This window comes from Nocardioides campestrisoli, assembly GCF_013624435.2.
GTDB classification, from domain to species: domain Bacteria; phylum Actinomycetota; class Actinomycetes; order Propionibacteriales; family Nocardioidaceae; genus Nocardioides; species Nocardioides campestrisoli.
In genome coordinates, this window is the sequence record NZ_CP061768.1 from 3423036 (window position 1) to 3442650 (window position 19615).

The 19615-nt window shown below is 72.2% G+C and carries 20 protein-coding genes and 1 tRNA gene; 7 read left to right on the forward strand and 14 right to left on the reverse strand.

Features of this window, described 5'->3' with window-relative positions:
* Positions 1–3: 3 nt before the first annotated feature.
* Together H8838_RS16095 and H8838_RS16100 are read right to left on the reverse strand one after the other, a co-directional pair.
* On the reverse strand, positions 4–180 hold the full coding sequence (locus H8838_RS16095) for a hypothetical protein (RefSeq protein WP_185994607.1): 177 nt from the start codon (positions 178–180) through the stop codon (positions 4–6).
* On the reverse strand, positions 177–1484 hold the full coding sequence (locus tag H8838_RS16100; RefSeq protein WP_224766191.1) for an LCP family protein: 1308 nt from the start codon (positions 1482–1484) through the stop codon (positions 177–179). Before H8838_RS16100 ends, H8838_RS16095 begins: the two co-directional genes overlap by 4 nt.
* 181 nt (positions 1485–1665) lie before the next feature.
* Between H8838_RS16100 and H8838_RS16105 the strand changes: the two genes are divergently transcribed.
* Positions 1666–2841, forward strand: coding sequence for a saccharopine dehydrogenase family protein (locus H8838_RS16105; RefSeq protein WP_185994606.1), 1176 nt, complete (start codon positions 1666–1668; stop codon positions 2839–2841).
* On the opposite strand, the gene H8838_RS16110 is transcribed toward H8838_RS16105, so the two are convergent.
* Together H8838_RS16110 and H8838_RS16115 are read right to left on the reverse strand one after the other, a co-directional pair.
* Positions 2831–3220 (reverse strand): YbaB/EbfC family nucleoid-associated protein, encoded by a 390-nt coding sequence (locus tag H8838_RS16110; protein WP_181312434.1) that lies wholly within the window; start codon positions 3218–3220, stop codon positions 2831–2833. The genes H8838_RS16105 and H8838_RS16110 overlap by 11 nt on opposite strands.
* Positions 3221–3290: 70 nt before the next feature.
* Complete coding sequence (locus H8838_RS16115; RefSeq protein WP_309136407.1) at positions 3291–3719, reverse strand: Hsp20/alpha crystallin family protein; 429 nt, start codon at positions 3717–3719, stop codon at positions 3291–3293.
* Positions 3720–3831: 112 nt separating this feature from the next.
* Here H8838_RS16115 and H8838_RS16120 point away from each other — a divergent pair, with 112 nt between their 5' ends.
* Positions 3832–4110 carry a MerR family transcriptional regulator gene (locus tag H8838_RS16120; protein ID WP_181312433.1) on the forward strand — a complete coding sequence of 93 codons (279 nt, stop codon included), beginning with the start codon at positions 3832–3834 and terminating at the stop codon, positions 4108–4110.
* An 18-nt stretch (positions 4111–4128) separates the two neighbouring features.
* Here H8838_RS16120 and H8838_RS16125 read toward each other — a convergent pair.
* Positions 4129–4204, reverse strand: a tRNA-Arg gene (locus H8838_RS16125).
* A gap of 80 nt (positions 4205–4284) precedes the next feature.
* Between H8838_RS16125 and H8838_RS16130 the strand changes: the two genes are divergently transcribed.
* Positions 4285–4554: a DUF2277 domain-containing protein gene (locus H8838_RS16130; protein ID WP_181312432.1), complete on the forward strand. Its 270-nt coding sequence runs from the start codon at positions 4285–4287 to the stop codon at positions 4552–4554.
* Positions 4551–5378 (forward strand): Sir2 family NAD-dependent protein deacetylase, encoded by an 828-nt coding sequence (locus H8838_RS16135; protein ID WP_185994605.1) that lies wholly within the window; start codon positions 4551–4553, stop codon positions 5376–5378. The genes H8838_RS16130 and H8838_RS16135 overlap by 4 nt, the downstream gene beginning before the upstream one ends.
* Here H8838_RS16135 and H8838_RS16140 read toward each other — a convergent pair.
* Together H8838_RS16140 and H8838_RS16145 are read right to left on the reverse strand one after the other, a co-directional pair.
* Entirely contained in the window at positions 5356–5841 is a 486-nt protein-coding gene (locus tag H8838_RS16140; protein WP_181312430.1) for a GyrI-like domain-containing protein, read from the reverse strand. The genes H8838_RS16135 and H8838_RS16140 overlap by 23 nt on opposite strands.
* Positions 5838–6530: a metal-dependent transcriptional regulator gene (locus H8838_RS16145; RefSeq protein ID WP_181312429.1), complete on the reverse strand. Its 693-nt coding sequence runs from the start codon at positions 6528–6530 to the stop codon at positions 5838–5840. Before H8838_RS16145 ends, H8838_RS16140 begins: the two co-directional genes overlap by 4 nt.
* Positions 6531–6567: 37 nt before the next feature.
* Between H8838_RS16145 and H8838_RS16150 the strand changes: the two genes are divergently transcribed.
* Both H8838_RS16150 and H8838_RS16155 read left to right on the forward strand, forming a co-directional pair.
* Positions 6568–7332: a hypothetical protein gene (locus H8838_RS16150; protein ID WP_181312428.1), complete on the forward strand. Its 765-nt coding sequence runs from the start codon at positions 6568–6570 to the stop codon at positions 7330–7332.
* Complete coding sequence (locus H8838_RS16155; protein WP_185994604.1) at positions 7329–8969, forward strand: glycoside hydrolase family 13 protein; 1641 nt, start codon at positions 7329–7331, stop codon at positions 8967–8969. The genes H8838_RS16150 and H8838_RS16155 overlap by 4 nt, the downstream gene beginning before the upstream one ends.
* Here the strand turns inward: H8838_RS16155 and H8838_RS20235 are convergent.
* Positions 8933–9400, reverse strand: a complete 468-nt coding sequence (locus H8838_RS20235) for a MarR family winged helix-turn-helix transcriptional regulator (RefSeq protein WP_181312426.1) — start codon at positions 9398–9400, stop codon at positions 8933–8935. The two genes, H8838_RS16155 and H8838_RS20235, sit on opposite strands and share 37 nt — an antisense overlap.
* Entirely contained in the window at positions 9397–10983 is a 1587-nt protein-coding gene (locus H8838_RS16165) for an MDR family MFS transporter (RefSeq protein ID WP_317983768.1), read from the reverse strand. Before H8838_RS16165 ends, H8838_RS20235 begins: the two co-directional genes overlap by 4 nt.
* Before the next feature lie 218 nt (positions 10984–11201).
* On the opposite strand from H8838_RS16165, the gene H8838_RS16170 reads away from it, so the two are divergent.
* Positions 11202–11846, forward strand: coding sequence for a response regulator (locus H8838_RS16170; protein WP_185994603.1), 645 nt, complete (start codon positions 11202–11204; stop codon positions 11844–11846).
* 9 nt (positions 11847–11855) lie between these two features.
* Here the strand turns inward: H8838_RS16170 and H8838_RS16175 are convergent, their stop codons facing one another.
* The 5 genes from H8838_RS16175 to csrA all read right to left on the reverse strand — a co-directional run bounded on the left by H8838_RS16175 (position 11856) and on the right by csrA (position 19577).
* Complete coding sequence (locus H8838_RS16175) at positions 11856–14165, reverse strand: methyl-accepting chemotaxis protein (protein ID WP_224766192.1); 2310 nt, start codon at positions 14163–14165, stop codon at positions 11856–11858.
* Positions 14166–14212: 47 nt separating this feature from the next.
* Positions 14213–16504, reverse strand: coding sequence for a methyl-accepting chemotaxis protein (locus H8838_RS16180; protein ID WP_185994602.1), 2292 nt, complete (start codon positions 16502–16504; stop codon positions 14213–14215).
* On the reverse strand, positions 16501–16986 hold the full coding sequence (locus H8838_RS16185) for a chemotaxis protein CheW (protein WP_181313172.1): 486 nt from the start codon (positions 16984–16986) through the stop codon (positions 16501–16503). The genes H8838_RS16180 and H8838_RS16185 overlap by 4 nt, the downstream gene beginning before the upstream one ends.
* On the reverse strand, positions 16986–19214 hold the full coding sequence (locus H8838_RS16190; protein WP_185994601.1) for a chemotaxis protein CheW: 2229 nt from the start codon (positions 19212–19214) through the stop codon (positions 16986–16988). Before H8838_RS16190 ends, H8838_RS16185 begins: the two co-directional genes overlap by 1 nt.
* Positions 19215–19340: 126 nt before the next feature.
* Positions 19341–19577, reverse strand: a complete 237-nt coding sequence (gene csrA, locus H8838_RS16195; RefSeq protein WP_181313170.1) for a carbon storage regulator CsrA — start codon at positions 19575–19577, stop codon at positions 19341–19343.
* Positions 19578–19615 lie beyond the last annotated feature (38 nt).

Consider the following 19615-nt stretch of genomic DNA (forward strand, 5'->3'; position numbering starts at 1 on the left):
GGGTCAGCCCCCGTGGTGGGGCGGGACCTGAGCCTTGAGCCACGCCTCAGAGGCGGGCTCGCCTGACGCCTCGCGGGGATCGGGCTCGCGCTCGTCGGAGGTGGTCTCCGGCAGCACGTCGCCGAAGACCTCGGCAAGGCGCCGCTTGCGCTCCCAGTCCGACTCAGGCCGACCGGTCATGCGCACAACCCGTTGGCGCGGGCCTCGGCGACCTCCTCGTCGCTCGGCCCCTGCGTCACGCTGGGCGTGGGGCTGGGCGACGGCGAGAGCGAGGGGGTCTCGCTGGGCGTCTGGGTGGGCTGCTCGGTCGGCGTCGCCGACGGCGTCTGCGTGGGGGTCGGCTTCAGGCCGGGCGGCGCCTGGGCGTTGATCGCGCCCGCGCTCTGGCGCCGGCTCAGCGGTTTGTCCTTGGCCAGCTTCTTCCAGATCTTCTTCGCCTCGGGCTTCCACACCACGCGGCCGCGGTACTCCTCGCGCTGGTCGTACTCCCACGGCACGGTGAGGAACTGGACCTTGTCGAGGCCGACGTCCTGGAGGCTGAGCGCGAGGCCGCCGAGCTTGGTCAGGTTGCGCAGGCCGGGCGAGACGGTGAGCGACTGGGTCGCGGCGTCCAGGAAGCCGACCAGCCGGTCGGGGCGGGCGAGCGTGCCCTTGGAGACGACCTTGTTGACCATCGAGGCGATGAAGTTCTGCTGGCGCTTGATCCGGCCGATGTCGGAGCCGTCGCCCAGGGTGTACCGCACCCGGACGTAGTTGAGCGCCTCGTCGCCCTTGAGGACGACCTCCTCGCCGGCCTCGATGAAGATGTCGTGGGCCGGGTCGTCGATGTCCTCGGGGATGCAGACCGGGACGCCGTCCACGGCGTCGACCATGTCCTTGAACCCGGCGAAGTCGATGATGACGAAGTCGTCGAGCCGGATCCCCACCTCCTTGCCCTTCTTGTTGGTGAAGGTGGTGTTCTCGTTGAACTGCTCGATGGTGCAGGCCTCGCCGCCCAGGGCGTAGGCGGCGTTCCACATCTGGTTCTCGCCGCCCCCGATCTCGTTGTCCTTGCCGCAGTCGGGCCGGGTGACCAGGGAGTCGCGCGGGATGGAGATGCCGTAGGCGCGCTCGCGGTCCGCGGAGATGTGCAGCAGGATCGTGGTGTCGGAGACCCCGCCGCCCGCCTCGCCGTCGCCGATGTCGTTCTCGCCGTCTCGGGTGTCGGAGCCGAGCACCAGGATGTTGAGCGCGCCCTTCGGCCCCAGGTCCTCGGGCGCGTTGTCGACCTCGTCGAAGGCGTCGGAGATGGTGATGTTGCCGTTGAGGTGGCGGTAGATGAAGGCGACCGAGAGGCCGGTGACCAGGGCCAGCACGACCATCGAGGCGAGCAGCACCGCGCCGACGGTGTGCTTCTTGTTTCCCTTGCCCTTGCGCTTCCCGGCCTCGGGCGAGTCCTCGACGGGAACGTCGGCGGGTCCCTCTGCAGACGTCTCGTCGGACACGTGCACCTCGTGATGGCTCGGGGCGACGTCGGTCCCGGGTAGACCGACGTGGCAAATCTACTCGCCGCAACCTACGCGACAGGTCAAGTGTCCTCGCTGGGACGCACCGGGAGCAAAACGGCATCCCTGTGTCCGCCCCGACCATTCCCCCGGATTGCCGCGGCCTGCCACGATGACCGCCATGACCTCACCACGCGAGCTCGACCTCGTCCTGCTCGGCGCCACCGGCTTCACCGGAGGCCTGACCGCCGACTACCTCGCCGAGCACGCCCCGGCCGGCCTGCGCTGGGCGATCGCGGGTCGCGACCGCACCCGGCTGGAGGCTGTCCGGGACCGGCTGGCCGCGGACCGTCCGGCCCTGGCCGACCTGCCCCTGGTGGTGGCCGACTCCTCGGACCCGGACTCCCTGGCCGAGCTGGCCGGCGCCACCCGGGCGGTGGTCACCACGGTCGGGCCCTACCAGCAGCACGGCGAGCCGCTGGTCGCCGCCTGCGCCGCCGCCGGCACCGACTACCTGGACCTGACCGGCGAGCCGGAGTTCGTGGACGAGATGTACGTCGCCCACCACGCGACCGCGGTGGCCAGCGGCGCCCGGCTCGTGCACGCCTGCGGGTTCGACTCGATCCCGCACGACCTGGGCGCCCTGTTCACCGTCGCCCAGCTGCCCTCCGGGGTCCCGATCACCGTGCGCGGCGTGGTCCGGTCGAACGCGACCTTCTCCGGAGGGACGCTCCACTCGGCGGTCAACGCGATGGGGCGGGCGCGTGAGTCCCGGAAGGCGGCCGCAGCCCGTCGCCGTCTGGAGTCGCGCGCCGGGGGCCGGTCCTCGCGCGCGGTCGCCGGGAAGCCCCACCGCGACCCGGTGCTCGGCTACTGGCTGCTGCCGTTGCCCACGATCGACCCCGCCGTGGTCGCCCGGAGCGGGGCGGCACTGCCCGGCTACGGGCCGGACTTCCGCTACTCCCACTACGTCGGGACGAAGACCCTGCGGTTCGCCGTCGGCGGCGCGGTCGGCGTCGGCGGGCTCGTGCTGGCCGCCCAGGTGCCGCCGCTGCGCCGGGTCATCCTGGGCCGGGTGGACCAGGGCAGCGGCCCGAACCAGGAGCGGCGCGACCGCAGCTGGTTCACCGCCGACTTCGTCGGCGAGGCCGCCGGGGAGCAGGTGCACACCCGGGTCAGCGGCGGCGACCCCGGCTACACCGAGACGGCCAAGATGCTGGCGGAGTCGGCACTGTGCCTGCTGCTCGACGACAACCCGCGGACCTCGGGCCAGGTCACCACGGCCCAGGCGATGGGCGAGAACCTGCTCTTCCGGCTGCGGCGGGCCGGGATGCGGTTCGAGGTGGTCAGCGACTGAGGTCGTCGGGGACCGCGCGGGGGCCGGTACGCCGGGTCACCGCGGTCTCGATCCTGGCGACCACCGGGTCGTCGCCCCAAGTCGACCTCGCCCGGTCGCCGATCCGGTCGGCGACGTCGCGCTGGGCCGAGCGGTGGGCCGCCAGCACCCGGCGGCGCAGCTCCTGCCCGCCCACCAGGCCGGCGCCGGTGAAGTCGACGTCCAGGAGGGTGCCCGAGGCGCTGACGGTCACGGTCACACCGTCGACCGTGCCGGTCCCGCGGACCGAGCCGAGCTCGTCGCGGAAGGCGGAGGCCCGGTGCAGCCGGGCGATCGCGGACTCGGTCTGGGCCTCGATCGTGGCGATCACGTCGGCCGCTCGCACTCCGGGTCGGGTCATGCCCCCAGAGTGACGCAGAACCGCCCCGGTGCGGGGCGGTTTGCGTCAGCTCGGGACCTCTGGGCCGGGCTCAGCCGGGCAGGCTGGCCGGCTTCTCCTCCTCGACCCCGCCGATCTGGATCTTGCGCGGCTTGGCCCGCTCGGCCACGGGCACGAGCAGCCGGAGCACGCCACCCTCGTAGTCGGCCTGGATCCGCTCCAGGTCGAGGTTGTCCCCGAGCACCAGCTGACGGCTGAAGACGCCGCGCGGACGCTCCGAGGCGAGCATCTCCCAGTCGCCGTTGCGGGCCACCCGCTCGGCCCGGACGGTCAGGACGTTGCGCTCGATGTCGAGGTCGATGGACTCCTTGGCGACGCCTGGGAGGTCGAACTCGATGACGAACTTGTCGCCCTCGCGCCAGGCGTCCATCGGCATCACGGCCGGTCGGTTGGTGGTGCCCAGCAGCTGCTGGGTCAGACGGTCGAAGTCGCGGAACGGGTCGGTGTTGCGCAGCAGCATCACTGGATCCTCCTCACGGATCTGTATTGACGGATATAGATTTTGTAACACACAGAGTAGAGTTGTTCAAGAGAGCCCTGCACGACCCACTGACACGATCCGAGGAGGGCCCATGAGCCAGGAAGTCGTCGGGGTCTACGCCATCTCGGTGGCGGCCTCGATGGTCTCGATGGAGGTGCAGAACCTCCGCGTCTACGAACGCCGCGGGCTGGTCAGCCCCGACCGCACGCCCGGGGGCACCCGGCTCTACTCCCCCGACGACATCGAGACCCTGCGCCGGATCCGGGACCTGCTCGGTGAGGGGCTCAACCTGGCCGGCATCGCCAAGGTGCTGGAGCTCGAGGACGAGGTCCGCGAGCTGCGCGACCGGCTGGCGGACCGGCGCGAGTAGGTGCCTGCTGGTGCCTGTTGGTGCCCCAGGCAAGAGTCGAACTTGCGACCTTTCGCTTAGGAGGCGGCTGCTCTATCCACTGAGCTACTGGGGCGTGGCCCGCGGCGGAACCGGACGGGCCAGGGAACATCTTGGCATGTCCTCGGAGACCCGTCGCGGCGTACCCTCGAGGACATGTGCCGCAACATCCGCCCGCTCAACAACTTCGCGCCCCCGGCGACCGACGACGAGGTCGCAGCGGCGGCGCTGCAGTACGTGCGCAAGGTCAGCGGCGCCACCCGTCCCTCGGCCGCCAACCAGGCGGCCTTCGACCGGGCGGTCGCCGAGGTCACCCGGGTGACCCGCGCGCTGGTCGACGAGCTGGTCACCACCGCGCCGCCCAAGGACCGCGACGTCGAGGCGGCCAAGGCCCGAGCCCGGGCGGAGCTGCGGTACGCCCGATGAGCACCGAGGCGGCGCTCGCGCTGCTCAGTGACCGCCCGTTGGTGGTGCTCACCGGCGCCGGGCTCTCCACCGACTCGGGCATCCCGGACTACCGGGGCCCGGGCTCGCGCCCGCGCACCCCGATGACCTACCAGGAGTTCGTCGCCACCGACGCCGCACGCCGGCGCTACTGGGCGCGCAGCCACCTCGGCTGGGCGGTGATGGGTCGGGCCGAGCCCAACCGGGGCCACCGGGCGCTGGCCGCGCTGGACCCCGAGCTCCTGATCACCCAGAACGTCGACGGCCTGCACGAGGCGGCCGGCTCCCGGCGGGTGGTGGCGCTGCACGGCCGGATCGCCGACGTCGTCTGCCTGGACTGCCGGCGTACGTCGTCCCGCGAGGCGTTGCAGCACCGGATGGCCGAGGTGAACCGCGGCTGGCTGGAGCGGCACGCCGACGCCGTGGTCAACCCCGATGGCGACGTCGAGCTCGACGAGACGGCCGACTTCGTGGTGCCCGGCTGCGCCGACTGCGGAGGACCGCTCAAGCCGGACGTGGTCTTCTTCGGGGAGAACGTGCCGGCGCTGCGGGTCGCGCGGTGCTACGAGGCGGTCGACCGGCTCGCCGAGGAGGACGGAGCCCTGCTGGTCGCCGGCTCGTCGCTCACGGTGATGAGCGGCCTGCGGTTCGTCAAGCGGGCAGCGCGGCTCGGCGTCCCGGTGGTGGTGGTCAACCGTGGCGCCACCCGGGGGGACGCGCTGGCGAGCGTCACCGTCGAGGTCGGGTGCAGCGAGTTCCTGCTCACCCTGGCCGGCCGGCGCCTCAGTCCATCAGCAGCCAGGTGACCTCGGTCAGCATCCGCGCCGGGTCGGCCTCCGGGGTCGGCTCGGTCAGGTAGGACTCCCACATCACGTCCGCGGCCACCAGTCCCTGCGCGGCGATCCAGGACTGCAGCTCGTGGTAGGTCTGCGCCAGCCGGTCGTAGGGACCGACGTGGATGGTGCGCGCCACCAGCCCGCCCGGCAGCTGTTCGGCCACGACGCCGTGGGTCGGGGCGACCGGGCGCTGCACCGGGTAGCCCACGGCCACGTCGACGGTCGCGCCGGCCTCCCCGCGGTAGACGGCGACAGCCGGGCCGACCCGGCCGATCTCCTGTCCCTCCAGCGCATGGGCGACCACGCCGTAGGTGCGGTCGAAGAAATCGGGCAGCGCCTCGAGCGCGACCTGCTCGCGGACCACCGCGATCGGCACCGGCGCGACCCGCACCACCACCGGGTCGCCCTCGGGCTCGGGCACCAGGGGGCTCATGCCTCCACCGGCCTGACGAAGATGTGCTCGGCGGCCTCGGGTTCGATCTCGGCGGTCTCCCCGCCCGAGCCGATGAGCACGCCGGCGTCGGTGGCCAGCACCACCACGGTCTTGTCGGGCAGCGCCCCCGCCCGGCGCAGGGCGCTCATCAGGAGCTCGTCCTTCTGCATCTCCTCCGAGATCCGTCGGACGTGGACCCGCGACTCCTCGAAGCCGGCCGCCTTGGCCAGCGAGACCACGCCGTCCATGAACTCCTCGCTCGGCGTGGTCTGACCGAGCTCGTCCAGGCCCGGGATCGGGTTGCCGTACGGCGACTCCGTCGGGTGGTCGAGCAGCTCCAGCAGGCGCCGCTCGACGGTCTCCGACATCACGTGCTCCCAGCGGCAGGCCTCGGCGTGGACGAGCTCCCAGTCCAGGCCGATCACGTCGGTGAGCAGCCGCTCGGCCAGCCGGTGCTTGCGCATCACCCGGGTGGCCAGGACCAGGCCCTGGTCGGTCAGCTGGAGGTGCCGGTCGCCCTCGACGGTGAGCAGGCCGTCGCGCTCCATCCGGGCCACGGTCTGGGAGACGGTGGGGCCGCTCTGGTGCAGCCGCTCGGCGATCCTCGCACGCAGCGGGACGATCCCCTCCTCCACGAGCTCGTAGATCGTGCGGAGGTACATCTCGGTGGTGTCGATGAGGTCGCTCACGCACTCATTCTGTCCCATCTGCCCTAGAAGTGGCAGGGTGGCTGTCGTGACCGAGCTGATCGTTCCCCGCCGTTTCCGCGGGCCGTCCGGGTCGGGCAACGGGGGCTGGAGCGCGGGATCGCTCGCCGCCCACGTCGACCCGGAGGCCACCGCACGAGGCGTTCGCTGGCCGCCGATCGAGGTCACCCTGCGCAGGCCGCCGCCCCTCGAGCTGCCGCTCACCGTCTCCCGGGCCGAGGACGCCGTCCGGCTGGTGGAGCCCGACGGTCAGCTGGTGGCAGCGGCCCGGGTGGCCGAGAAGGCGACCGAGCCGGTGCCGTCGGTGCCGCCCGCGACCGCCCGCGCCGCGGAGCCGTCGTACGCCGGTCACCGGACGCACCCGTTCCCCGGCTGCTTCGTCTGCGGCCCCGAGCGCGCGCCCGGCGACGGGCTGCGGATCTTCCCGGGACCGGTGGACGCTCCCGGCCAGATCGCGGCCACCTGGACCCCCACGGCCGACCTGGACGAGGGGCCGGACCCCGAGGACGAGCCCCGGGTGGGCCTGGCGGTCACCTGGGCGGCGCTGGACTGCCCCGGCGGGTGGGCGGGGGACCTGACGGACCGGATGATGGTGCTGGGCCGGATCACCGCCCGTGTCGACGTCCTGCCGGTCGTGGGCGAGCCGCACGTGGTGGTGGGCGCGCACCGCGGGAGCGAGGGCCGCAAGACCTTCACCGCCTCCACCCTCTACGACGCGGACGGGCGGGTGGTGGCGGTGGCCGAGCACGTGTGGATCGCGATCGAGCCGGGGTCGTTCGGGTGAGCGCGCCGCAGGGGTGGTGGCGCGAGGCGGTCGTCTACGAGGTGTACGTACGCAGCTTCGCCGACAGCGACGGGGACGGCGTCGGCGACCTGCCCGGGATCACCTCCCGCCTGCCCTACCTGCGCGACCTGGGGGTGGACGCCCTGTGGATCACCCCGTTCTACCCCTCTCCCCAGCACGACCACGGCTACGACGTGGCCGACTACTGCGCGGTCGACCCCAGGTTCGGCAGCTTGGAGGACCTGGACACCCTGCTGGACACCGCCCACGGCCTGGGGCTGCGGGTGATCGTCGACCTGGTGCCCAACCACACCTCCTCGGAGCACCCGTGGTTCGTCGAGGCGCTCGCTGCCCCGCCGGGATCGCCGGCGCGCAGCCGCTACCTGTTCCGCACCGGGCGTGGCGCCGGGGCCGAGGAGCCGCCCAACAACTGGGAGTCGGTCTTCGGCGGACCGGCCTGGACCCGGGTCGAGGGGACCGACCAGTGGTACCTGCACCTGTTCGACTCCACCCAGCCCGACCTGGACTGGCGCAACCCGGAGGTCGCGCAGATGTTCGAGGGCGTGCTGCAGTTCTGGCTCGACCGGGGCGTCGACGGCTTCCGGGTGGACGTCGCGCACGGCCTGTTCAAGGAGGAGTCGCTGCGCGACCAGGACCGGCCCGAGGAGCCGGACGCCGGGGACGCCCCGCGGGAGATCGTCGAGCGCACCCTGGCCGACGAGCCGATGTGGGACCAGCCGGAGGTGCACGAGGTGTACCGGAGCTGGCGCCGGCTCGTGGACGACTACAGCGACGAGCACGGGACCGACCGGATGGTGGTGGCCGAGGCGTGGACCCAGACGCCCGAGTCGATGGCCCGCTTCGTCCGGCCCGACGAGCTGCACCAGTCCTTCAACTTCTCCTGGCTGCTGGCCGACTGGTCGGCCCCGGCCTTCGCCGAGGTCGTCCGCGGCACCCTGGCGGCCATGGCCCCGGTGGACGCCTCCCCCACCTGGGTGCTGAGCAACCACGACGTCGTCCGCCACCCCACCCGGTACGGCGGCGGGGCGCGCGGCCTGGCCCGGGCCCGGGCGGCCACCCTGGTGATGCTGGCCCTGCCGGGGTCCTGCTACCTCTACCAGGGCGAGGAGCTGGGGCTGGAGGAGGTCGACGTGGCCCCCGAGCACCGGCAGGACCCGTCCTGGTTCCGGACCGGGGAGGTCGGCCGTGACGGGTGCCGGGTGCCGATGCCGTGGTCGGGGCAGGAGCCGCCGTACGGGTTCGGGCCGCCGGGCAGCACCCCGTGGATCCCGCAGCCGGCCGACTGGGGCGGGCTCACCGTGGAGGCCCAGCGCGCGGACCCGGGATCGACGTGGTCGTTCTACCAGCGCGCGCTGGCCGCCCGACACCGGCACGCGCGGGGCGCGGGGCCGGTGGAGCTGATCGCCGCGCCGGCGGAGTGGGGCGCCGACGTGCTGGCCTTCCGCCGCGGGTCGCTCGGCGTGGTGCTCAACTGCGGCGAGGTGCCGGTGCCGCTGCCGACCGGCCGGCTGCTGGTGGCCTCGGGCGACTCCGACCCCGGGGTGCTGGCCCCGGACCACGCGGTCTGGCTGGAGCTGCCTCAGGGCAGCTCGGGGCCCTCGAGCATCTCGTTGTAGCGACGCAGGCGGTTGATGAAGTCGGCCATGTCCTCCTCGTCCCACTCCCCCAGGCGCCGGCTCAGCCGGGCACGCCGGACGTCCCTGACCTCCGCCAGCCCGCGCAGCGCGAGGTCGGTCGGGGTGAGCAGGCTGGCCCGCCGGTCGTCCGGATCGGGCTCCCGGTCGACCAGACCCAGGTCCACCAGCTGCTGGACCTGGCGGCTGGTCGCCCCCTTGTCCAGCTCGAAGACCTCCGCGATCGTGGAGGGCCGCGACGGTCCGCGCTCGGCGAGCAGGGCGAGCATCAGGTAGCCCGCCGGGTAGAGCTCCGGGTGGACCATCTGGGCCCGCAGGGCGATCGCCCGCTTGGAGCGGCGGATCAGGATCATCACCTGGTGCTCGAGCGCCTGGTAGGCCTCGTCGCTGAGCACGCGTTCCTGGGGGGTCACCGTCCGCTCTCCTCCTCGACCTCCAGCTCGGGGGTCATCTCGTCCGCACGCAGGACAGTCTCTCGCAGCGGGACCTCCTTGATCAGCACGACGCAGACCAGGGCGACCACCGCGAACGGGACGGCGACCAGGAAGAGGTGGGCGGAGGCCTCGCCGAAGGCGCTCTCGAAGATCTGTCGCACCGGCGCGGGCAGGGAGTCCATGTCCGGGACGGAGGACCCGGTGGACTCGCCGCCGCTGATGCCCAGCTTGTCCAGGCCGCTGCTCACCCGGTCGGCGACCTGGTGGGCCAGGATCGCGCCCAGGGCGGAGACGCCGGCCGAGCCGCCGATGGAGCGGAAGAAGGCAACCAGGGACGAGGCGGCACCCATGTCGGCCATCGCGGTGTTGTTCTGCACCGCCAGCACCAGGTTCTGCATCGTGGCGCCGATGCCGACCCCGAGCACCGCCATGAACAGGCCCACCCACACCAGGGACGTGGTCTCGTCGATGGTGGAGAGCAGCGCGAGCCCGGCGATGACGCTGACCATGCCGGCGACCAGGAAGCGCTTCCAGCGGCCGGTCTCGCTGATGATCCGGCCCGAGATGATGCTGGAGACCAGCAGGCCGCCGACCATCGCGATCGACATCAGCCCGGCGCGGGTCGGGGACATGCCGCGGGCGAGCTGGAAGTACTGGCTGAGGTAGACCGTGGAACCGAACATGGCCACGCCGACCATGACCGAGGCGGCGGTGGCCAGGGCGGTGGTGCGGTCGCGGAAGAGGCGCATCGGGATGATCGGCTCGCGGGCCACCCGGATCTCGATGAAGACCGCCGCGGCGACCAGCACCAGGCCGGCGGCGACGAGCGCGGCGCTCGTCGCCGAGGTCCAGGCGAACTGGCTGCCGGCGAGCGAGACCCAGATGAGGAGCAGCGAGACGCCGGCCATGATCACGGTCGCGCCGAGGTAGTCCACGTGCACCTCGCGGCGGGGCTGCCGCGGCAGCTTCAGGGTCTTCTGCAGCACCACGAACGCCGCCAGGGCGACGGGGAGGCCGACGAAGAAGCACCAGCGCCAGCCGAGCGTGTCGACCAGCACCCCGCCGATCAGCGGGCCGCTCACGGTGGAGAGGGCGAAGACGGAGCCGATGTAGCCGGCGTACCGGCCTCGCTCGCGCGGGCTCACCATGCCGGCGATGACCACCTGGACCAGCGCGGTCAGGCCGCCCACGCCGAGGCCCTGGACGGCGCGGGCGCCGATCAGCACCTCCATCGAGGGCGCGAGCCCGGCCAGCAGCGAGCCTACCGAGAAGATCACCAGGGCCACCTGGACCAACGTCTTCTGGTCGAAGAGGTCGGCGAACTTGCCCCAGATCGGGGTGGTCGCGGTCATGGTGAGCAGGGTCGCCACCACCACCCACGTGTAGCCGGTCTGGCTGCCCTCGAGGTCGGCCACGATCACCGGCAGGGCGTTGGAGACGACGGTGCTGGAGAGCATCGCCACGAACATGGCCAGGAGCAGGCCGGTGAGGGCCTCCAGCACCTGGCGGTGGGTCATCTGTCCGGCTTGCTCGGCGGTCGGCGGCGCGGGGGTTGTCGTCACGGGGTTCCTTCTCCTGGACCAGACTGCCCGGTCGGGCGCGGTTGGTTCGCGGGGCGCTGCGGGGGGCGGATCGCTCACCCGGCACCACCCCATAAGGTTGCCACACGCAACTTTATTCCGGCACGTCTTGGCCCCCGGTTCCCGACGTGATGTCCGACTCACCGCGCGTATTGCACCTTCGACCTCCCGGACGTCCAGGACGGGATACCAAAGTTCCCATGGACACGATTCGGGTCTTCCTCGTCGACGACCACGAGATCGTGCGACACGGTCTGCGCGCCCTCCTCGACGCCGAGGACGACATGACGGTCGTCGGCGAGGCCGGCACCGCGCACGACGGCCTCGCCGGGGTGCTCTCGGCGATGCCCGACGTCGCCCTGCTCGACGCCCGGCTGCCGGACCGCTCGGGGGTCGAGGTCGCGCGCGAGCTGCAGGCCCAGGCCCCGCAGGTGCGGACCCTGATGCTGAGCAGCTACGACGACGACGACATCCTCGCCGACGCCTTCTCCGCCGGCGTCGCGGGCTACGTGCTCAAGGAGATCAAGGCCGACTCGCTGCTCGACGGGATCCGCTCGGTGGCGGCCGGACAGACGTTGGTGGCCCCTGCCGTGGCCGCGCGGATCATGGCCCGGATGCGCGAGCGCCGGCGGCTGGAGTCGGCGCAGGGCCTGGACAAGCTCAGCCAGCAGGAGCTGCGCATCCTTCAGCTCATCGGCGACGGCCTGACCAACCGGCAGATCGGCGAGCGGCTCTTCCTGTCGGAGAAGACGATCAAGAACAACGTCACCTCGATCCTGGCCAAGCTCGGCGTGCAGCGCCGTACCCAGGCCGCGGTGCTGGCCTCCCGCCTGCACCACGGCTGAGCCTCTCGGTCAGACCTTGAACTTGGTGACCCGGGCCTTCAGCGTGCTCGCCATCGCCGCCAGCTCCTGCGCCGACTGCAGGGTCTCCCCCACGCCCTGACGGGTCTGCTCGGCGGCCTGGGCGACCTGGCTGACGTCGGCGGAGATGCCGTTGGCGCCGCCGGCCGCGTCGGTGACGTTGCGGGCGATCTCGTTGGTGGTCGCGGTCTGCTCCTCCACCGCCGAGGCGATGGTGGTCTGGATGTCGTTGATCCGGGAGATGACGTCGGTGATCTCCGCGATCGCGGTCACCGCGCCGGAGGTGTCGGACTGGATCGCCTCGATCTTCTGACCGATGTCCTCGGTCGCCCGCGCGGTCTCCTTGGCCAGCTCCTTGACCTCGTTGGCCACCACCGCGAACCCCTTGCCCGCGTCCCCGGCCCGAGCCGCCTCGATCGTGGCGTTGAGCGCCAGCAGGTTGGTCTGCTGCGCGATCGAGGTGATCACCTTGATCACCTTGCCGATCTCCGCGCTCGACTCGCCCAGGCTCGCCACCGTGCCCTGCGCCGCGCTGGCCACCCCGACCGCGGTGGTCGCCACCGTGGCGGCCTCGGTGGCGTTCTTGGCGATCTCCCGGATGCTCGCGGTCATCTCCTCCGCAGCCGTGGCCACCGTCTGGATGCTGGCCGAGACCTGCACCGAGGAGGTGGAGGCGCTCTCGGCCCGCTCGGAGGTGAGCACCGCACCGTCGCCCATCGTCCGGGAGAGCGTCGAGATCTGCTCGGCGGCCACGGCCAGCGAGTCGGCCGTGCCGCCGATGTCGGTCATGGAGATGCGCAGGGCGGCGACGACGTCGCCCAGCCCACCGGCCAGCTGGCCGATCGCGTCGTCCCCGCTGACCGGCATCTCCCGGGTCAGGTCGCCCGTGCCCACGGCACGGACGGCCTCGAGCACCAGGTCGACCTTCGTCGCGAGGTCGGCGGCCGCGGCCCGCTCGGCCTCCTCCCTCATGATCCGGGTCACCGCCTGGGAGACCAGGTCGCTGATGTTGCGCAACGTGCCCCACCGCTGCTCGCTGAGCTCCACCGCCTGGCTGGTGAAGAACTCCAGGACCGCCACCACCTCCCCGTGGGCCTTCACGCAGAACCCCACGGCGTTCGGCGTCCGCAGTTCCGGGCTGACCATCCGCACCTCGCGCGGCAGGTCGATCGCCTCCGACGACTGGTGCACGTCCGCGCTGGCCCAGGTCCGTCCGGCCATGCCCTCCCCGCGGCGCGGCCTCATCCCGGCCATCGCCGACCGCACCCGGTCGGGAACCTGGCCGACCGCCACGGCGAACCGCAGCCGGTCTGCCTCCGGGTCGACCAGCCAGGCCATCCCGGCCCGCCAGCCGAACTCCTCCCCGACGACCTCCAGGGTGCGCTCGACCGCCTCGTCCACCGAGATCGCCGTGCCCAGCGCGGACAGCACCTGGTTCATCGCCGCGGTGTCGGCGAGGGCCTCGGCCCGGTCGCGCTCGGCCTTCCGCTTCTCGGTGATCAGCTCGAGGGTGACCATCATCCCGATGTAGGCCCCGTCGCGGTTGTGGATCGCGGTGAAGAGCAGGTCGAGCGTCTCCGGGCCGACGGTGCGCTCGGCCCTCACCGGCAGGTTCTCATAGCTCAGCTCGTCGAGCTGGGCCCGGCCGCGCTCGGTGTCGGTCTCGCGGGTGCCCTCGGCGAGCACGTCGAGGCTGAGCCCGTGGAGCTGCTCGGCGGTGATCGGCATGTAGGGCTCGAGCCTGCGCAACGTCTCGTACGCCGCCGGGTTGAGGTAGTTGATCACCCGCTTGCGGTCGGCGAACATCAACGCGGTCGGCGAGCTCTCCATCATGGCGTTGACCCGGTGCAGACCGCGCTCGGCCTTGACCCGGTCGGTGACGTAGACCCAGGCCACCATCACGCCGTTGAACTCGCCGTCCTCGCGGTAGATCGCGCTCACGGTCATGTCGGCGTGCTCGTTGCCGATCATCAGCTGGTTGGCGTACGGGAGCTCGTGGTGGTTCTCGAAGTAGTGCTCGACCCGGTCGACGTCGCCGATGAACGCGAAGAGCGGCTTGACGTCGGAGCCGACCAGCTCGTCGACCTTGTAGGGCATGAACTCCTCGACCGGACGGAGCTCCTCGACCGCCTTCTTGTTGGCGTAGCGGATGCGCCGGTCGCGGTCGGTGAGGAAGACCCGGGCCGGCATCGCGTCCAGCACCTCGCGCTGCTCGGCGGAGGTCGGCTCGAGCTCGGCGAGCGCCGGCTCGCCCGAGGGGTGGGAGCCGTTCGGACTGAGGGGCTGGACGAGGTCGGTCATGGGAGTCCTCGAGGGTGATCGGTCTGCAGGAAGAATGACGGGGTGGGTCAGACGCGGAAGCGGCTGACCAGCGCCCGCAGGCGGCCGGCGATGTTGGCCAGGTCGTTGGCGGACTCCATGGTGTTGGAGGCGCCGTGTCGGGTGTCCTCGGCCGCGCTGGCGACCTGTCGCACGTCGCCGGCGATGCCGGTGGCGCCGGCGGCGGCGTCGGTGACGCTGCGCGCGATCTCGTTGGTGGTCGCGGTCTGGGTCTCCACCGCGTCGGCGATGGTGGTCTGGATGTCGTTGATCCGACCGATGACGTCGGTGATCTCCGCGATCGCGGTCACCGCGCCGGAGGTGTCGGACTGGATCGCCTCGATCTTCTGGCCGATGTCCTCGGTCGCCCGCGCGGTCTCCTTGGCCAGCTCCTTGACCTCGTTGGCCACCACCGCGAACCCCTTGCCCGCGTCCCCGGCTCGAGCCGCCTCGATCGTGGCGTTGAGCGCCAGCAGGTTGGTCTGCTGCGCGATCGAGGTGATCACCTTGATCACCTTGCCGATCTCCGCGCTCGACTCGCCCAGGCTCGCCACCGTGCCCTGCGCGGACCCGGCGACGCCCACGGCCGTGGTCGCCACCGTGGCGGCCTCGGTGGCGTTCTTGGCGATCTCCCGGATGCTCGCGGTCATCTCCTCCGAGGCTTCCGCGACCTTCTGGATGCTGGCCGAGACCTGCACCGAGGAGCCGGACGCGCTCGCGGCCCGCTCGGACGTCAGGGTCGCCCCCTCCTCCATGCCGTGGGAGAGCGTGGAGAGCTGGGAGGCGGACGCGGCCAGGGCGTCGGCCGTGCCGCTGATGTCGGCCATCGACTGGCGCAGGGTCTCCACCACGTCCGCCAGGCCACCGGCCAGCTGGCCGATCGCGTCGTCCCCGCTGACCGGCATCTCCCGGGTCAGGTCCCCCGCGCCCACCGCGCGCACCACGTCGAGCACCAGGTCGACCTTGGCGGCCAGCTCGGCCGCCGCGGTCCGGTCGGTCTCGTCGCGCTGGATCCGCGCGACCGCCTGGGAGATCAGGTCGCTGATGTTGCGCAGCGTCTCCAGGCGACGGTCGCCGAACTCGTTCTCCCGGGAGCAGAAGAAGTCCAGGGTCGCGATCACCTCGCCGCCGACCTTGATCGGCAGGCTGACCCCCGACTTGAGCTCCACCCCGTGGGCGCGCATCCGGCGGTCGAACTCGGGGATCTCCGCGGCGTCGGCGAAGACGATGTCGCCGCTCGCCCAGGTGCGCCCGGGAAGCCCCGAGCCGCCGGGGCGGAAGGTGCTCTGGGCGAGCAGGGACACGACCTCCTCGGAGGTCTCGCCGGAGGCGCCCACGAACCGGAACCGGTCGATCTTCGGGTCGACCCGCCAGGCGGAGCCGTACTCCCACCCGAAGTCGGAGCGGACCTCCTCGAGCGCGCGGTTGATCGCCTCGTCGACCGAGCTGGCGGTTCCCAGCGCGGCGAGCACGTGGTTCATCGCCGCGGTGTCGGCCATCGCCCGCTGCCGGGCGCGCTCGACCTCGAGCCGCTCGGTGACGACGTCCCAGGTGAGCAGGAAGCCGAGCCGCTGCCCGTCGTCGTCGAACATCTCGGTGATCGAGCCGTCGAGGGTCTCGGGGCCGATCTGGTGCTTGAGCGAGTGCAGCTGCTTCAGCTGCTCCGAGGACCGGGCGACGGTGCCCTGGGGATCGAGGAGAGCGGCCCGCTGGGCGTCCTGCTCTTCGTAGAGCATCGCGAGCGGTACGCCGACCAGCTCGTCGGGACGGATCACGAGATGCTCGGCCAGTCCCTCCAGGGTCCTGAGGGAGGCGGGGTTGAGGTAGGTGATGATGCCGTCCGGGTTGGCGAACATCATCTTGGTCGGCGAGTTCTCCAGCATCGCGTGCACCCGGGCGAAGCGACGCTCCTCGCGGATCCGCTCGGTCTTCTTGATCCAGGAGATCATCACCCCGCCGAACTGCCCGTCGGAGGTGACCTCGGTGATGCTCAGGTCCGCGAACTCCGTCCCGACCTCCACCTGGGTCTTGAAGGGGAGCAGCGAGGGGTCGCCCCAGACCCGCTCGAACGGCCCCACGTCGCCCAGCAGGGCGAAGATCGGTCGTACGTCGGCACCGACCCACTGGTCCAGCGGCAGCGGCAGGAACGCCTCCAGCGGGCGCAGGTCCGCCTGGGCGGTGACGTTGACGTAGCTCACCCGCTGCTGGGAGTCGGCCAGCAGCACCGCGGCGGGCAGGCCGTCGAGCACGTGGCGCACCACGGCAGGGGCGTACGCCTCGGCCACAGCGGCGGCGGTGGGTGCGGCGAGCAGGTCGGTCATGAGGTTCCTCCGGGGGATGCGTCGTGCGGGACGTCGACCGCGCGGTCGAAGTCGAGGACGAGAAGGATCGAGTCGGGCAGGGCGATCACGCCCTCGAGCAGGTCGCGGACGGCGGGCGGCAGGTTGGCCGGCGGCGGGAGCAGGTCGAACCCCGTGGTGTCGACCACGTCGCCCACCTCGTCGACCAGCAGGCTGACGGCCTCGCCGCGCGAGCGCACCACCACGTTGAGCGGCAGGTCGTCGCCCTCGCGCAGCGGACGGGACAGGCAACGCCGCAGGCACACCGCGGTGACGATCTGGCCGCGCAGGTTGAGCAGTCCGCGAACCGAGTCCGCGGCGAGCGGCACCGGGGTCAGGGGCTGGAAGCGCAGTACCTCCTGCACCTCCTGGACGCGCACCCCGAAGAGCAGGCCGTCCACGACGAAGGTGCAGTACTGGGGGGCCGCCTCGGCGGAGGCGGAGGACAGCGGTGACAGGGTCATCACGCCACCCCCGCGGCCGCGACCACGGCGTCCAGGTCGAGCAGGTCGGTCACCCGCTCGTCGATCACCGCCGAGCCCAGCACGCCGGCACGGCGGCCGACCTCGCTGGGACGCAGCACGGTGTCGACGATGTCGACCACCCGGTCGATCACCAGGCCCACCCGGCGCTCGCCCTCCTCGTGCACGACGACCGAGAGGGTGGCGCGCTCCTCGAGCGGGAGCTCGTCGGCCGTCACCGCGGCCGGCAGGCCCATGACCGCGGAGAGCCGGACCAGCGGGAGGATGCCGTCGCGGTACTGCACGGCGTCCAGCGGGCCGGCGCCCTCGACCCGGGAGACGTGGATCTCCTCGAGCCGGGAGACGTCGCGCAGCGGCAGTGCGGCCCGTCGTCCGGGCACCACCTCGAGCACCAGCATCGGGGTGGTCTGCTGGCGCGGGAGGGAGACCTCCACCTTGGAGACCGGCACCGCGCCGATCCCCCGGGTGCGCGCCAGCCCGGCGACGTCGAGGATCAGCGCTACCCGGCCGTCGCCCATGATGGTCGCGCCGGCGTAGGAAGCCAGCGCCTTGAGCTGCCGGCCAAGCGGCTTGACCACGATCTCCTGGGTGTCGTGCACCTCGCCGACGCACAGCCCGTACCGGACGTCGTCGGCCTGGACCACCACCACCGTGATCCCGTCGGAGTCCGCCGGCAGCGGGAGCGCACCCGCGCCCGAGCCCGCCGGGGAGGCGAGTGCGGAGCCGAGGTGCACCAGCGGCAGCAGCTCGCCGCGCAGCCGCAGCAGCGGCGCGCCGGCGACCGTCTCCACGTCGGCGGCCAGCGCCTGGCCCTCCACCCGGACCAGCTCGACCAGGTTGACCTGCGGGATCGCGTACCGCTCGGTGCCCTCACCCACGAGCAGGGCGGGGATGATCGCCAGGGTGAGCGGGATCCGGACCCGGCACATCGTGCCGTGCCCCACCACGCTCTGCACGTCGACGGTGCCGCCGATCCGCTCGATGTTGGTCCGGACGACGTCCATGCCGACGCCGCGGCCGGAGACGTTGGTGACCACCGTGGCGGTGGAGAACCCGGGCTCGAAGATCAGGTTGAGCACGTCGCGCGGCTCCATCCTGGCCAGCTCGTCCCGGGTCACCACCCCGCGGGAGAGCGCGGCGGAGGCGATCACGTCGGGATCGATGCCCTTGCCGTCGTCGCTGATCTCGACGACCACCTGGCCGCTCTCGTGCCGGGCCCGCAGCAGCAGCCGGCCGGTCGCGGGCTTGCCCGCCGCCAGCCGCTCGGCCGGCGGCTCGATGCCGTGGTCGATCGCGTTGCGCACCAGGTGGGTCAGCGGGTCGCGCAGCGCCTCGAGCAGGGAGCGGTCCAGCTCGGTCTCGTGGCCCTCGAGGTCGAGCTGCACCTGGCGCTCGAGCTGGTGGGCCAGGTCCCGGACCACGCGCGGCATCTTCGACCAGACGTGCGCGATGGGCTGCATGCGGGTGCGCATCACGCCCTCCTGCAGCTCGCTGGCGACCTGGTCGAGGCGCTGGGCGGCGCGCTGCAGCTCCACGTCGTCCTCCTGCTCGGTCCGGCGCAGGATCTGGTTGCGGGTCAGCACCAGCTCGCCGACCAGCTGGACCAGGCTGTCGAGCAGGTCGACGTCGACCCGGACGGTGGAGTCGATCACGCTGCGCGCGGGCTCACCCTCGCTGCCGGGGATGGCCGTCGCCGACACGGTCTGCGTCACCGGGCCGCCGGCCGGAGCCGTCTGCTCGGTCGCCGCCAGTCCGGTCGGCTGGGTGGTCGCGAGCGCGGTGGCGGCGGCCGGCGCCGTCACCGGGACCGGGCTCTCGGTCGCCTCCAGGCGCGTGCGGATCGTGGCCACGACCGCGTCGACGTCCACGTCGGCGTCGACGTCGGTGCCCGAGGCCTCGACGGCGGCGAGCAGCACCCGGACGGCGTCGACCATGGAGAGCAGGACGCCGGTGACCTCGGCGTCCAGCACCAGGTCGCCGTCGCGCAGCCGGGAGAGGAGGTTCTCGCCGACGTGGGTCAGCGCCTCCAGCCGGTGCAGCGCCAGGAAGCCGCTGGTGCCCTTGATCGTGTGGATGGTGCGGAAGATGCTCGAGAGCAGCTCCTTGGAGCCGGGCGCGCGCTCCAGTGCGACGAGGTCGCGGTCGAGCTGGTCGAGGTTCTCGTGGCTCTCCACCAGGAACTCGGCGATGATCTCGGCATCGTCGTCCACGACGCGACCTCCTCTCCTACGGCTGGGGGCACCTGGACGCACCCGCGTCGCGGGGGCGGCGGGTGCTCACCAGGCTCATCGGCCGGGAGCGGAGGGAACTGAGAGGAACTGGGCGGAACCGGAGCGTCAGGGCTTGCGGGTGCGCATCGCCGCGGCCAGGGACGCGACGGCGTCCTCCGACGGCGAGGCGGCGCTCTGGTTGCTGGTGGCCAGCTCGGCCAGCAGCTCGGCGCGGTGCACGCTCACCGAGCGGGGCGCGTCGATGCCCACGCGGACGACGTCGCCGCGGACCTCGAGGATCGTCACGGTGATGTCGTCACCCAGGACGACGCTCTCCCCCGCACGACGGCTCAGCACCAGCATGGCGACGACACTACGGCACGACGCTCAGCCGCGGAGCA

Coding starts and splice junctions, on each gene's coding strand:
- H8838_RS16095 (WP_185994607.1), bottom strand. CDS start 180: ATGACCGGTCGGCCTGAGTCGGACTGGGAGCGCAAGCGGCGCCTTGCC.
- H8838_RS16130 (WP_181312432.1), top strand. CDS start 4,285: ATGTGCCGCAACATCCGCCCGCTCAACAACTTCGCGCCCCCGGCGACC.
- H8838_RS16185 (WP_181313172.1), bottom strand. CDS start 16,986: ATGACCCTGTCACCGCTGTCCTCCGCCTCCGCCGAGGCGGCCCCCCAG.
- H8838_RS16175 (WP_224766192.1), bottom strand. CDS start 14,165: ATGACCGACCTCGTCCAGCCCCTCAGTCCGAACGGCTCCCACCCCTCG.
- H8838_RS16105 (WP_185994606.1), top strand. CDS start 1,666: ATGACCTCACCACGCGAGCTCGACCTCGTCCTGCTCGGCGCCACCGGC.
- H8838_RS16115 (WP_309136407.1), bottom strand. CDS start 3,719: ATGCTGCTGCGCAACACCGACCCGTTCCGCGACTTCGACCGTCTGACC.
- H8838_RS16180 (WP_185994602.1), bottom strand. CDS start 16,504: ATGACCGACCTGCTCGCCGCACCCACCGCCGCCGCTGTGGCCGAGGCG.
- H8838_RS16140 (WP_181312430.1), bottom strand. CDS start 5,841: ATGAGCCCCCTGGTGCCCGAGCCCGAGGGCGACCCGGTGGTGGTGCGG.
- H8838_RS16135 (WP_185994605.1), top strand. CDS start 4,551: ATGAGCACCGAGGCGGCGCTCGCGCTGCTCAGTGACCGCCCGTTGGTG.
- H8838_RS16170 (WP_185994603.1), top strand. CDS start 11,202: ATGGACACGATTCGGGTCTTCCTCGTCGACGACCACGAGATCGTGCGA.
- csrA (WP_181313170.1), bottom strand. CDS start 19,577: ATGCTGGTGCTGAGCCGTCGTGCGGGGGAGAGCGTCGTCCTGGGTGAC.
- H8838_RS16110 (WP_181312434.1), bottom strand. CDS start 3,220: ATGACCCGACCCGGAGTGCGAGCGGCCGACGTGATCGCCACGATCGAG.
- H8838_RS16120 (WP_181312433.1), top strand. CDS start 3,832: ATGAGCCAGGAAGTCGTCGGGGTCTACGCCATCTCGGTGGCGGCCTCG.